Raw genomic sequence first — 12235 nt, forward strand, 5'->3', positions numbered from 1 at the left:
GTCTGCTATAAAAGCTTATGAGCAAGCGAAAGCTCATTGGCTTTGAGTAACCCAATCACTTGCATAAACACCAACACCAACATCGACACCTGCACCAACACCAACATCGCCGAGCTATCATTGGCTGAGGCTTGCGGACCCCAATGACGCTATTGGCAAGTTTTTAGCCTTTTGGGCAGGGTTTCGGACTCAAGTGACGCTATTCGTTCGAAAGAGGCTCATATTTGGTGTTTTTCGTGCCAATAGAGGCAATGGGGTCCGATAGTATGCCAAATATGCGATTATGCTGAGTATAAGGTCAACTGGGTCCGATAGTAGCTTCATATCCGATTCCGATACAGACTTATTTCAGTTTTCCCATCGATAGATTGACTCTGTAATTTCCGAACTTCAGCAGTTCGTCGAGAAAACTATTCAACTCCTCTTGGCTTCCGGTACGAACACGTATCCAGTAGCAGCCTTCTCCGCTGACCCTATGTATTTCTTTTACACTATCATGCTGCTTTGCGAATGTCTGAAAGGCTGGGTGAACCGTATTCGAACCCAAAAAAACAGTAATAAAGGCATGAATAGTCTCCCCAACCTTATCCGGATTCCAGCGTACCGTGTAGCCTTCAATCACTCCGGTGTCCTGCATTTTGCGAATACGTGCGCCCACAGCCTGACCGGTCATATGCACTTGCTGCCCAATATCTTTGTGACTGATCGTGGAATCTTCAATTAGAAGCTGCAGGATGCGAAAATCCACATCATCTATAAAATAAGAACTCATTATTATCTAAAATCCTTTCTGCGTGAAAGTAGAACAGGCCAATCTTTTTCCAATCTCAATGTATTCTGTTTCAAGGTCCAACTATAATTAATTGTAGCAGAAGATATCTGAAAGAAAGAAGGGCTTCCGATGAAAATACAGCATATCCGCAACGCGACCCTATGGCTAGAGTATGGTGGCAGTACATTTTTAATTGATCCTATGTTGAGTGAACAGGGTGCTAATCCGCCTATTTTTAATACTGACAATGATCGCCGCAATCCGCTCGTTCCTTTGCCGGGAGCCGTAGAACAATGGCTGAGTCCTAATGCAATTCTTGTCACACATCTTCATCAGGATCATTGGGATGCTGCTGCCATTTCTTTGTTGCCGCATGATCTACCACTATTATGTCAGGAAGGAGATGGAGATAAATTAGCGAAGCAGGGGTTTGAGCATACCACGGAAATTAGCGGTTCATTGACGTTTAATGGAATAACTATAACACGTACTGATGGACGGCATGGCACTGGAGTGACTGGTAAACTTATGGGTAAGGTATCCGGGTTTGTGTTTCAGGCGGAAGGCGAACCTGTTCTATATGTGGCTGGGGATACGATTTGGTGTGATAAGGTGAGAATGGCATTGGATGTTTTTAAACCTGAGGTGACCGTTGTGAATGCTGGTGGTGCGCAGTTTTTAAGCGGATGCCATATTACAATGAATGAGCAGGATGTCGTAGACCTATGTGAATATGCTCCTTCTACTAAAGTGATTGCTGTGCACATGGACGCCATTAACCATTGTTTGGTTACCCGAGATAAGCTAAAAGCTCATTTAGAGAAGGAATCGTTGGGGGATCGGGTACAGCTTCCGCAGGATGGAGAATGGTGTAATCTATAGACGGAGAGGGATGGAAATCTCTTTAAAAAATCTAGCAAGCGGCCGAATAATAGCATAAATTTGAAAACGATCACAAAAATTATTTTGCCCGCTTGACTAGACCTTGAAATCATGATAAATTAATTCATGTTCACTTGTAATGTTCCCTGATAGCTCAGTTGGTAGAGCACTCGACTGTTAATCGAGTTGTCACAGGTTCGAGTCCTGTTCGGGGAGCCATTTTCATGGAGAGATACCCAAGTGGCTATAAGGGGACCCTCTGCTAAGGGGTTAGACTGCGTAAGCGGTGCGTGGGTTCGAATCCCACTCTCTCCGTTCTGAATTACATAAGAAGAGCTTCCATTCTGGGAGCTCTTTTTTGTTGTGTGAATTTATTTTTCGGTTGCTATATGCGATTCTGAGAAACGGTGAATTCAATATTTTGGAAGGGGAATGGTGTGGAGGGATCGAATGTTTAATTGATAAGTGTGAAGAGTTTAAAGGAGGGAGCATGAAAACAATAAATCAAATACAAACAAAACCGTCAAGCCGATATGATAGTTTTGATCCGGATCAAGAGGGAAATAAAAATACTATTTTTGCCGACGTAATAATTGATGGTAGATCTCTTTACCAAATGTTAAAAAAATATGATAGGGTTCCTTCGCTCGGGTGGGGTAGTGAAGAGCATCAAAGGAAAATGATTAATTATTTTTTGTTAAACGAAATGCATGAATATTTGTACTACAGGTACCCAATATTAGTCTGTCCCTGGTGTGGCGATGAAGAATGTGGCTTTATATCAGTATTTATTGAGAGAGAAGAGGATCTTATTATATGGAGAGATTTCAAATTAGAATCCGGTAATAAGACTATTGATATAGGCCCTTTTTGCTTTAAATGGGATGAATACGAAAAAGTTATTAAAGAGACATTTGGAACTGCGGGGTTTCAATAAAGTAAACCTGAAAACCCATGGAAGAGATGTGCTCAAATAATTTATATGGGAAAGATCTATGAGTGAATCCAATAACTACATGATCAGAGGAGTGGAATCAACATGGAACTGTTTAAGCAGATCTCCTTGTACAGATTTTTGGCATTATGCAATGAAAGTGGTATGGAAAAAAACATATTAGACTGCGGGGCGGGAGGGGATTCACCTCCACTAAGTTTGTTTGCAAACTATGGATACAGTACATACGGTATTGAGATGAATGACGAACAAATTAAAAGAGCTAGTCAGTTCGCAACTGAAAGAGGACAGAATCTAAATATACAACAAGGCGACATGAGACAGTTGGCACTAAGTGATGAGTCGAAGAGTTTTGTGTATTCATATAACTCTATTTTTCATATGAGAAAACAAGATGTGAAAAAAGCGATAAATGAAATGAAACGCGTTCTAAAACCTAATGGATTATTATTTGTAAATTTTTTAACCCTAAAGGATTTTAGAGTCGGCGATGGAGTTGATTTGGGGGATTATCAGTTTGAACAAATAGAAGACGATGAATTCGTAATACACTCTTATTATGATTATCATGAGGCGGATTCTATGTTTGATGATTTGCAGTTAATATACAAAGAAGATCGAGTACTGGAAAGAAAGTTTGAAGGCGAATGGATACGACAAGGATTTATCGATTACATATATAGAAAATAGCTGGATGCTGAAGAACATATTAGTAGCTCCGAAAAAGCTAGATAGCTGCGAACAATACGTTCACGCCGTGGACCACGAGGTGTTGGTTCGATAAAGGTAAAGGTTTGAAGAAGAGTTAGCTAGGTGGACAACCCCGCGAGTCTAGTGCTAGCGACTGTTTCCTAGGTAATAAGTCGGAAATAAATAAGGTTATTTTTATATGTTTCGATGAAGCGAACTATGAACTATATAGGAATGAATTAAAGAGATTTTGTTAGAATTTTGATGTTTACCAGAAAAGGAGATGTGCCAATGAATAACAGATCAGATTTGCTAAATCAGTTTAAGGAATGGAATGGATTTGTTCTAGAAATTATTGATTTAGATTGGAAAACACCCATCGCTGAAGGAAAATGGACCACTCATGATGTTGTTAGTCATATTTTGTTATGGGATAAATACTTCTATGAATCGACGATCGAACCGATAGCATACGATAAAGCGATAACACTTCAACTTATTGATTTCGATCAATTCAATAATGATGCTGTTACATATGGTAAAACAAAAACCAAAGACGAATTAATAGAATTGACTGTGAAGTATCGTAACTTAATATTAGATTGTATAAGTAGTCTTGAGGAGGGAAAATACTCAGGCAAATATGTGGACGGAAGGTTTTCCTTTGAGTCCTATTTAAAGGATTTTATATCGCATGACCTACATCATATGATGCAGATTAAAGAATTAAACAAGAAAATGATGAGTAATTGACTCGTGACGGAAGTGCAAAGAATGGAGCTGACCACCCTAATTAGCTTTCTCTCACTCGAATTATTGTGTGGGACAGAGCTTTTTTTGCGCAAAAATAGAGATACAACTTGACCAGTAACTCATAATAAACTCGAAAAACACATATCCAAAGAGACAAATGTTATATTATTTATCATTAAATGCAATCTGTAGGTAAAATCAAAGACTCCCCCTCTGAAAATCAAACTTTAAAAATCTCCATAATTCTCCTGTTTTCTTCTCTTTACCCACTTTCTATCTTTATACATCCCAAAGGTTTAACTCGGAGTGTTATGTAATATAACATAAAATATTGAATATTATAGTAAAAACCACAAATTTTACTGACGCATGTATAGTACTGTGTTAATATAAGTGACATAAAACGATGAAAATGAATGTAAGCTAAAGAAAGGTGTTTTTAAAAATAAATATGGGGATTGGGGGACGGCGATGGAGTATTTCATTCAACAGTTAATTAACGGGATTTCTGTAGGGAGCATCTATGCTCTGATCGCACTAGGGTACACCATGGTTTACGGGATTATTAAATTGATCAATTTCGCCCATGGGGATGTGTTTATGGTTGGGTCGTTTATTGGATTGTTCAGTGCCAGGTACTTGGCTTCAGCAGGGCTTCCTCCGATACTGGTCTTACTTATCTCATTGGTGATTTCTATGACAATCAGTGCGTTGCTGGGGATGTCAATCGAACGGCTAGCATACAAACCTCTACGAAAAGCTTCGCGAATCGCTGTGTTGATTACTGCAATTGGCGTTTCTTTTTTGCTGGAATACAGCGGTGTGTTTGTGCTTGGTCCTCAGGCTAAAGGATTTCCGGAGATTCTTAATAAGCAGCAATACAACTTGTTTGGTTCCTCGATTCAGGTGGACTCCAATCAAATCATGATCTTGGGCACGACGGTTATTTTGATGATCATCCTTCAGTATATTGTGCACCGAACAAAGATTGGTAAAGCGATGCGGGCCGTTTCTTTTGATATGGAAGCAGCACGGTTGATGGGGATTAATGTAGATCGGACCATTTCAGCCACCTTCGCTATAGGATCTGCACTTGCGGCAGCGGCAGGCGTTATTTTCGGAATGACTTACAATTCAGTGGATCCGATGATGGGGGTACTTCCGGGGCTTAAAGCTTTTGTGGCTGCGGTTCTAGGTGGCATTGGCAGTATTCCTGGTGCTCTGGTAGGGGGACTTCTGCTGGGCACAGTCGAGACAGAGGTTTCTTCTCTGGGATATTCTTCTTGGCGTGATGGTGTGGCATTTGCTGTACTCATCCTAATCCTTATCTTTAAACCATCCGGGCTATTTGGTAAAAATGTCCGCGAGAAAGTGTAGGGAGATGCCTATGAAGAAGATAAACAAGTCATTTTGGATAGGCATTGTATTTTCTGTCATGCTATATATCGTCATTCAAGTTCTTCTAACAACGGGAATATTTGATGATGTCATGGAGTCTACGCTAATTCTAATTTGTATAAATGTCATGCTGGCGGTGTCTTTGAATCTGATTAATGGGATAACGGGGCAATTCTCAATCGGGCATGCTGGATTCATGTCTATTGGTGCTTATGTTTCTTCCATTTTAACTTTGAACTTTGAGATGCCATTCGTGCTGGCGCTAGTGATCTCTGGACTGGTTGCTGCATTTTTCGGTGTACTTATCGGGATTCCGACCTTGCGGCTGAATGGAGACTATCTGGCGATTGCTACGCTGGGATTTGGTGAGATTATCCGGATTGTCCTGCTCAATACAGAATATGTGGGCGGAGCTTCAGGCCTAAGCGGCATTCCTAATCAAACGACTTGGACGATTATGTTTCTGTTCACATTGGTCACGATTGTTGTGATCAATAACTTTATACGTTCCACTCACGGCCGGGCTTGTATAGCGATTCGGGAGAATGAAATTGCTGCTGAAGCGATGGGGATTAATACAACCTTGTACAAAGTCATTGCTTTTTCCCTTGGAGCATTATTTGCGGGAATAGCGGGTGGTCTCTCTGCTCATAAGTTCTACGTCATCAATCCTGGCAGCTTTAATTTTCTGAAATCATTCGAAATTCTAGTCATGGTAGTGTTAGGTGGGCTAGGAAGTACAAGCGGGGCCATCGTGGGTGCGATTGTACTGACGGTGCTCTTCACGGTGCTTCAGGAATATCCGGAGCTGCGGATGATTATTTACTCGGCGATTCTAATTCTGATGATGATTTTTCGGCCTAAAGGACTGCTTGGCAGCACGGGTTTTTCTTTCTTGAAATGGTCTAAAAAGGAGGTCAAGCCAAGTGACAGCATCAACAGTGGAAGTGCTTCTTGATGTTCAACAAGCAAGTCGTGCATTTGGCGGGCTTAAGGCGCTTAACGAGGTATCTCTCCATATTAATAAAGGCGAGTTGATTGGGCTCATCGGACCTAATGGCGCGGGAAAAACAACCCTTTTTAACTTGCTGACAGGTGTATACCCGCCTTCCAGTGGCGATATTATCCTCAGCAATCAGGCAGTAGGCGGGATGAAGCCTTATCGGATTAACCGAAAAGGGGCAGCGCGGACATTTCAGAATATCCGTCTATTTACTTCTATGACGGTGCTGGATAACGTTAAGATCGCATTTCACCAGCATGCCAGACATTCAATGTTCACTTCCATGCTCCGTCTGCCTAAGCATTTTGTAGAAGAAAACGAATTTACGCAAAAGGCTATGGATATTCTCAAAATATTTAATCTTGCCGATCAATGTGATGAATGTGCCGGGAATCTTAGCTATGGAAATCAAAGGCGTTTGGAAATTGCGCGCGCGCTTGCAGCAGGACCTAAGCTTTTGCTATTGGATGAACCAGCCGCAGGGATGAACCCGAATGAAACTCGGGATCTAATGAATCTTATTGCCTGGATCCGTGAAGAGTTTGAGCTGACGATCCTGCTTATCGAGCACGATATGTCCCTGGTTATGGGGGTGTGTGAGCGGATTTATGTGCTGGACCGCGGAATGTTGATTGCTGAAGGTACGCCCGTTGAAATACGGAATCATCCCAAAGTCATAGAAGCCTATTTGGGACAGGAGGCGTAGTGGACCATGCTTAGCGTACAGGGGATCAATGTATATTATGGGGCTATTCATGCCTTGAAGGATTTAAGTATGAATGTAAAAGAAGGCGAGATTGTAACTCTAATCGGCGCAAATGGAGCAGGTAAGTCCACGTTGCTTAAGACGCTTTCGGGACTGCTGAAACCCAAAACAGGCAGTATAGATTTCATGGATAAATCTATTACGAATCAGAGTGTTCAGTCCATCGTAAAACAGGGGCTTATTCATTGTCCGGAAGGCAGGCGTGTATTTGCTAATATGTCTGTGGAAGAAAATCTGGAGCTAGGAGCTTTTTTACAGGATTCAGGCAGCTTAGCTGCTGATTTTGCCAAGGTTTACTCCATCTTCCCGCGTCTTTTAGAAAGAAAAAAACAGCTTGCCGGCACATTATCCGGCGGGGAGCAGCAGATGCTTGCTATGGGGCGCGCGATGATGGGGCATCCCAAGCTTTTATTATTAGATGAACCCTCGATGGGGCTTGCTCCATTGCTCGTTCAGGATATTTTTCGGATCATCCAGGAAGTAAATGCCTCTGGAACAACAGTGCTTCTTGTAGAACAAAATGCCCATCAGGCGCTTAAAATTGCTCATAGGGCTTACGTTCTTGAGACGGGCAGAGTGGTGCTTGAGGGAGATGCCAAGGAATTGGCAGATTCGGAAGAGATCAGAATGGCTTATCTGGGACATTAATTCATCGGCTAGTTCACAACAGTATCACAGAAAGAACCTATAAAATATTTATTTTGGGAGGCTGGAAGAGGATGAAGAAAATCGGGGCCATATTGCTGACTGCATTGCTGGCTGGTGGATTGCTGGCAGGCTGTGGGAACAAGACAGACAACACTACTGCTGAAGGTGGGAACACTGGTGGAGGGACCATCAAGATTGGAGCAGACCTTGAGCTTACAGGCGGCCAGGCTTCCTTCGGTGATTCTGCACTCAAAGGGGCAAAGCTGGCGGTAAAAGAAATTAATGACGCAGGTGGAATACTCGGCAAAAAACTTGAACTGATTGAAGCGGATAATGCCTCCAAGTCGGAAGAGGCGACACGCGCAGCGCAAAAGCTGATTACTACCAATAAAGTTGTAGCTATTATAGGTGCAACTACATCTACGAATACACTCGGGATTGTTCCCGTTGCTCAAGAAAAAGGCATCCCGCTGGTTAGCTCCTCAGCCACCAATCCCAAAGTAACAGTTGATGAACGTACTGGAGATTTGAACGAATGGGTATTCCGGGCCTCATTTATTGATCCTTTCCAAGGCGAAGTAATGGCTAACTTTGCTAAGGATACACTTAAAGCGAAGACGGCTGTTATTTATACGGATGCTTCAAGCGATTATTCCAAAGGGCTGCAGACCTTCTTTAAAGCAACGTTTACTAAGAACGGTGGCTCAATCTTAAGCGAAGAATCCTATCAACAAAAAGATTCTGATTTTAAAGCCGTATTAACACGTATTAAAGAAGCTAATCCCGATGTTATTTATCTTCCAGGCTATTATGAGGAGGTCGGCAAAATCGTAAAGCAAGCTCGCGAAATGGGGATCACCGTTCCGTTTATGGGCGGGGATGGCTGGGATTCACCTCAGCTGGCTGAGATTGCCGGAGCGGATGCCCTAAACAATACGTTTATGTCCAATCACTATTCACCTGAAGATAGCTCGCCAGAAGTAAAATCGTTCGTAGATGCCTTCAAGGCTGCTAACGGTGATCTTGTTCCAGATGGGATGGCTGCGCTTGGATATGATGCTGTGAAACTAGTGGCAGACGCGATTACACGTGCGGATTCCACAGAACCTGAGAAGCTGAAGGATGCACTGGCGGGGACAAAGGATTTACAACTGGCCACGGGTAAAATCACAATGAATGAAACGCATGACCCGGTAAAAGCAGCTGTGGTGCTAAAGTTTGTAGATGGGGTACAAACCTTTGAGGCAAAAGTAAACCCATAAGCGTTGTGATTAGAGGCGCGTACCTTTATTGGTGCGCGTTTCTTTTAGTTTAAACTTTTTTTAAAAAAAGGCTTGTCAAAATTCTTATGGTTTGATATACTCATTTTTGTTGTGACAAGAAAATAACTTGTAAAGCATGGCCCGTTGGTCAAGGGGTTAAGACACCTCCCTTTCACGGAGGTAACATGGGTTCGAATCCCATACGGGTCATATTATGCGGTAGTGGTGGAATGGCAGACACGCTATCTTGAGGGGGTAGTGGGTGTATACCCGTGGAGGTTCGAGTCCTCTCTACCGCATACAAATAAAAAGTAAGAAACCCTTTGTTCGCAGAGGATTTCTTACTTTTTTTTATAAGATTAGAAGTGAAATTCAGTGACGTCAGGTCATCTCTTAAAAGCCCCAGCATACTGGGGATAGAGCTGTCTTATGCAGTCTGGGCAGATATCATGAGTGAATTGCAAAGAAAGCTGATGCTTTAAGAAATGTTCAATGGTGATCCATTCATCCTTGGGATTACGAATACATTTACAGGAAGCACAGATTGGGATTAGCTCAAAAGATGATGGTAAGGTTGAACGGAGGTTTATGATCTCCGGATGAAGAGGTTCTTCTTTATAGGGGCCCACATCATATAGTGAAATTATAAAAGTGGCTTCTGGGTGCGGATCTGAGAGAAATGGGTAGATCTCCAAACGGAAGATTCGTTTCCCTTTATTAGCGGTTTGTATGGAGAATTCGGAAGTATAAACCTGATGCTCTCTGCGGAGTATATATTTCACTGATTCATAAAGCTTGGCCCATTGATCGGGATCGACAATCACATCTTGCATGAGCTCTGAGTAATACGCGCCAATCCATTTCTTATTAGTAGAAAGACCATATTCATGACTAAAGGCCTTCCACCTGCTGTTGGTGAACTGGATAATCCCATGACTGTTGATTACCACCGCATTGTGCGGTAAAGCTTCAAGTGAATGGATAATGGAAGATGATAAGCATTTTGACAAAAGTCACCGCTCCCTCCTAGAGATCATTCAGGATGATAAGTTAACAAAGGGGGCCAGACGGTATTCTAACAGATACTTGTCACCTGAGTCGCCTCTTATCGTCACTCCAGCCATATGATATAATCGGATAATACATAACAATACTAATTATATACTTTTTTACGTTATTTTGCAATAGGTAATTACGTAAATAAGTAATTTATTTTTAGATGGAGGGCGATTCACCGATGCAGACCATATACGAACGTATAGAATACCTGATTAAGCAGAAAGGTTTGACCAAAAAATCATTCTGTGAGCAGTTAAATATCAGCACAGGTAATATGGGAGATTGGAAGCGGGGAAAGACTACTCCAGGAACACATAAGCTGATTGAGATCGGTGATTTTTTTCATGTTAGTCTGGACTGGCTCATTCTCGGCAAAGATACACCGGATACTGTACGAGAGAGCGGCGCAGACTATGATTTGAGTGATGTTCAGCTATCGGAAAGCCGAGTAGATGAATTACTTCCAGCAGAAAAGAATTTTATCAAGGAATATATAGCTTTTGCTGAATATCGTAAACAGAAAATGGTCGACGAAGAATCTTAAAATCTGCATCTTTACTTTTGAGAAAAGTACATTTATAATAATGAATGTTGACCTCAAACAAATTTATGTTCTATGTTTAACACACCGCGCGGTAGTGGTGGAATGGCAGACACGCTATCTTGAGGGGGTAGTGGGTGTATACCCGTGGAGGTTCGAGTCCTCTCTACCGCATACAGAATGAAGAAAGAGGCCTTGCGATGCAAGGCTTCTTTTTTTGTTCAATCCTCAATCACACAACCTACTTCTTTACAAGCGGCACGCATAGATTGGCTTCGAATCCTTCATCATCCGGACCGGACTTTTCCGTGTATTGGATGTAAAAGACTCCATCAGGATTGAACTTATAACCGGAATCCGGCAGCCATTCATTATATATATAATTCCAGGTATGTTGAAAAGCCAACTGAGGGAATCCGTTAGCAGTAAATATAGCATAGGTAGACGCAGGAAGTTTCTTATGAATAAGGCCTTCAGGGATACAATCTAACTGCTCGACTTCAACACAAAGGAAAAAATCAATATCCCATGCGGTATGCTCCCACAGTTTAGGCACGGATGTACGGTTCTGAAATAGACCGAGATAACAACCGCTGCTTTGAACTTTTGTGGGTATAGCATCAAATTTTGCATCAATATCCAGCTCGCCAAAAACATATTCCCAAAGATTCGCATATGGCTCCCCGGATGAGTTTACATTTGCCCAGCCAATAACATTTAGTTCGGGTATATCAAGCAGTTGAACAGTCACCGATTGTCCCTCCCAGCAAAAATATTTCAACAATATTATAAAATATTCCAAGAGATTAAAGGGTGCTGATATATAGCGATATTATGACGTTCTTTCTAGTTAAAAAGGATACTTTACCGCATAACAACAGGGGGCTGTGTGATGTGGTGAGTATCCTTTTTCTAATGAATTATTTTAAAAGCTTGGAAATATCGGATTCGATCTGCTGTGGAGTGGTCTTAGGAGCAAACCGTTTTAGAACACGGCCATCTTGGTCAACCAGAAACTTCGTAAAGTTCCATTTCACACTTTTTGAGCCTAAGACACCAGGAGCTTCTTTGGATAAGTATTTGAATAATGGATGTGCTTCATCGCCTTTTACGTCAATCTTCTCGAACATAGGGAAGGTTACCCCATAATTAATCTCGCAGTATTCCGCAATTTCATCACTTTCGCCAGGCTCTTGTCCAGCAAATTGATTGCTTGGAAATCCTAAAACTTCGAACCCGCGGTCCTTGAATTTCTCGTACACTTCCTGAAGACCTTTATACTGGGGAGTAAATCCACATTTGCTGGCAGTATTCACAACCAGGAGTACTTTACCCTTGTACTTTGACAATGATTCCTCTTCACCCTTAAGAGTGTTGACCTCAAAATCATAAATACTCATGGATGACACCTCCATAGCTAATTTAAGTTTTTAACAATTTAATTGTACACTATTTATGATCTGGAGCCAAATAAGAAAGTATTATGAATCATTCCTCATCATCGTT

Annotated in this window: 14 protein-coding genes and 5 tRNA genes; 15 read left to right on the top strand and 4 right to left on the bottom strand. The window is 41.8% G+C overall.

Annotation, left to right across the window (positions count from 1 at the left end):
- Nucleotides 1–343: 343 nt before the first annotated feature.
- On the bottom strand, nucleotides 344–772 hold the full coding sequence (locus MHI51_RS05830; protein WP_076277914.1) for an Lrp/AsnC family transcriptional regulator: 429 nt from the start codon (nucleotides 770–772) through the stop codon (nucleotides 344–346).
- Between the two features lie 129 nt (nucleotides 773–901).
- Between MHI51_RS05830 and MHI51_RS05835 the strand changes: the two genes are divergently transcribed.
- The 13 genes from MHI51_RS05835 to MHI51_RS05895 all read left to right on the top strand — a co-directional run bounded on the left by MHI51_RS05835 (nucleotide 902) and on the right by MHI51_RS05895 (nucleotide 9428).
- Complete coding sequence (locus MHI51_RS05835) at nucleotides 902–1654, top strand: MBL fold metallo-hydrolase (protein ID WP_076220266.1); 753 nt, start codon at nucleotides 902–904, stop codon at nucleotides 1652–1654.
- 143 nt (nucleotides 1655–1797) lie between these two features.
- Nucleotides 1798–1873, top strand: a tRNA-Asn gene (locus MHI51_RS05840).
- 7 nt (nucleotides 1874–1880) lie between these two features.
- Nucleotides 1881–1969, top strand: a tRNA-Ser gene (locus MHI51_RS05845).
- Nucleotides 1970–2144: 175 nt separating this feature from the next.
- On the top strand, nucleotides 2145–2591 hold the full coding sequence (locus MHI51_RS05850; protein WP_076278195.1) for an oxidoreductase: 447 nt from the start codon (nucleotides 2145–2147) through the stop codon (nucleotides 2589–2591).
- 102 nt (nucleotides 2592–2693) lie between these two features.
- A complete protein-coding gene (locus MHI51_RS05855) occupies nucleotides 2694–3299 on the top strand; it encodes a class I SAM-dependent methyltransferase (RefSeq protein WP_405173671.1) in 606 nt (201 codons plus the stop codon).
- 291 nt (nucleotides 3300–3590) lie between these two features.
- On the top strand, nucleotides 3591–4052 hold the full coding sequence (locus MHI51_RS05860) for a DinB family protein (RefSeq protein ID WP_076220224.1): 462 nt from the start codon (nucleotides 3591–3593) through the stop codon (nucleotides 4050–4052).
- A gap of 549 nt (nucleotides 4053–4601) precedes the next feature.
- Nucleotides 4602–5429 (top strand): branched-chain amino acid ABC transporter permease, encoded by an 828-nt coding sequence (locus MHI51_RS05865; RefSeq protein ID WP_370511630.1) that lies wholly within the window; start codon nucleotides 4602–4604, stop codon nucleotides 5427–5429.
- A gap of 10 nt (nucleotides 5430–5439) precedes the next feature.
- Nucleotides 5440–6408 (top strand): branched-chain amino acid ABC transporter permease, encoded by a 969-nt coding sequence (locus tag MHI51_RS05870; protein WP_076128228.1) that lies wholly within the window; start codon nucleotides 5440–5442, stop codon nucleotides 6406–6408.
- The gene (locus MHI51_RS05875; RefSeq protein ID WP_405173672.1) at nucleotides 6377–7159 is read left to right on the top strand and encodes an ABC transporter ATP-binding protein; all 783 of its coding nucleotides are present in this window, start codon (nucleotides 6377–6379) and stop codon (nucleotides 7157–7159) included. Before MHI51_RS05870 ends, MHI51_RS05875 begins: the two co-directional genes overlap by 32 nt.
- Before the next feature lie 6 nt (nucleotides 7160–7165).
- A complete protein-coding gene (locus MHI51_RS05880; protein ID WP_405173673.1) occupies nucleotides 7166–7867 on the top strand; it encodes an ABC transporter ATP-binding protein in 702 nt (233 codons plus the stop codon).
- A gap of 71 nt (nucleotides 7868–7938) precedes the next feature.
- A complete protein-coding gene (locus MHI51_RS05885) occupies nucleotides 7939–9129 on the top strand; it encodes an ABC transporter substrate-binding protein (protein WP_076128222.1) in 1191 nt (396 codons plus the stop codon).
- Between the two features lie 138 nt (nucleotides 9130–9267).
- Nucleotides 9268–9339: transfer RNA gene (locus MHI51_RS05890), tRNA-Glu, on the top strand.
- A gap of 6 nt (nucleotides 9340–9345) precedes the next feature.
- A tRNA-Leu gene (locus MHI51_RS05895) sits at nucleotides 9346–9428 on the top strand.
- Nucleotides 9429–9515: 87 nt separating this feature from the next.
- On the opposite strand, the gene MHI51_RS05900 is transcribed toward MHI51_RS05895, so the two are convergent.
- Nucleotides 9516–10139 (bottom strand): hypothetical protein, encoded by a 624-nt coding sequence (locus tag MHI51_RS05900; protein WP_076128220.1) that lies wholly within the window; start codon nucleotides 10137–10139, stop codon nucleotides 9516–9518.
- Between the two features lie 227 nt (nucleotides 10140–10366).
- Between MHI51_RS05900 and MHI51_RS05905 the strand changes: the two genes are divergently transcribed.
- Both MHI51_RS05905 and MHI51_RS05910 read left to right on the top strand, forming a co-directional pair.
- Entirely contained in the window at nucleotides 10367–10732 is a 366-nt protein-coding gene (locus MHI51_RS05905; protein ID WP_405173674.1) for a helix-turn-helix domain-containing protein, read from the top strand.
- An 88-nt stretch (nucleotides 10733–10820) separates the two neighbouring features.
- Nucleotides 10821–10903: transfer RNA gene (locus MHI51_RS05910), tRNA-Leu, on the top strand.
- Between the two features lie 67 nt (nucleotides 10904–10970).
- Here the strand turns inward: MHI51_RS05910 and MHI51_RS05915 are convergent.
- Together MHI51_RS05915 and MHI51_RS05920 are read right to left on the bottom strand one after the other, a co-directional pair.
- Complete coding sequence (locus tag MHI51_RS05915; protein ID WP_405173675.1) at nucleotides 10971–11480, bottom strand: GyrI-like domain-containing protein; 510 nt, start codon at nucleotides 11478–11480, stop codon at nucleotides 10971–10973.
- A gap of 169 nt (nucleotides 11481–11649) precedes the next feature.
- A complete protein-coding gene (locus tag MHI51_RS05920) occupies nucleotides 11650–12129 on the bottom strand; it encodes a glutathione peroxidase (protein ID WP_038569095.1) in 480 nt (159 codons plus the stop codon).
- Nucleotides 12130–12235: the final 106 nt, after the last annotated feature.

This window comes from Paenibacillus sp. FSL H8-0260 (assembly GCF_045040625.1).
GTDB lineage: Bacteria > Bacillota > Bacilli > Paenibacillales > Paenibacillaceae > Paenibacillus_AQ > Paenibacillus_AQ odorifer.

Excerpts from the sequence above, each read along its gene's own strand:
- MHI51_RS05905 (WP_405173674.1), top strand. The coding sequence starts at position 10,367 with ATGCAGACCATATACGAACGTATAGAATACCTGATTAAGCAGAAAGGT.
- MHI51_RS05855 (WP_405173671.1), top strand. The coding sequence starts at position 2,694 with ATGGAACTGTTTAAGCAGATCTCCTTGTACAGATTTTTGGCATTATGC.
- MHI51_RS05920 (WP_038569095.1), bottom strand. The coding sequence starts at position 12,129 with ATGAGTATTTATGATTTTGAGGTCAACACTCTTAAGGGTGAAGAGGAA.
- MHI51_RS05835 (WP_076220266.1), top strand. The coding sequence starts at position 902 with ATGAAAATACAGCATATCCGCAACGCGACCCTATGGCTAGAGTATGGT.
- MHI51_RS05880 (WP_405173673.1), top strand. The coding sequence starts at position 7,166 with ATGCTTAGCGTACAGGGGATCAATGTATATTATGGGGCTATTCATGCC.
- MHI51_RS05865 (WP_370511630.1), top strand. The coding sequence starts at position 4,602 with ATGGTTTACGGGATTATTAAATTGATCAATTTCGCCCATGGGGATGTG.
- MHI51_RS05860 (WP_076220224.1), top strand. The coding sequence starts at position 3,591 with ATGAATAACAGATCAGATTTGCTAAATCAGTTTAAGGAATGGAATGGA.
- MHI51_RS05850 (WP_076278195.1), top strand. The coding sequence starts at position 2,145 with ATGAAAACAATAAATCAAATACAAACAAAACCGTCAAGCCGATATGAT.
- MHI51_RS05830 (WP_076277914.1), bottom strand. The coding sequence starts at position 772 with ATGAGTTCTTATTTTATAGATGATGTGGATTTTCGCATCCTGCAGCTT.
- MHI51_RS05885 (WP_076128222.1), top strand. The coding sequence starts at position 7,939 with ATGAAGAAAATCGGGGCCATATTGCTGACTGCATTGCTGGCTGGTGGA.
- MHI51_RS05870 (WP_076128228.1), top strand. The coding sequence starts at position 5,440 with ATGAAGAAGATAAACAAGTCATTTTGGATAGGCATTGTATTTTCTGTC.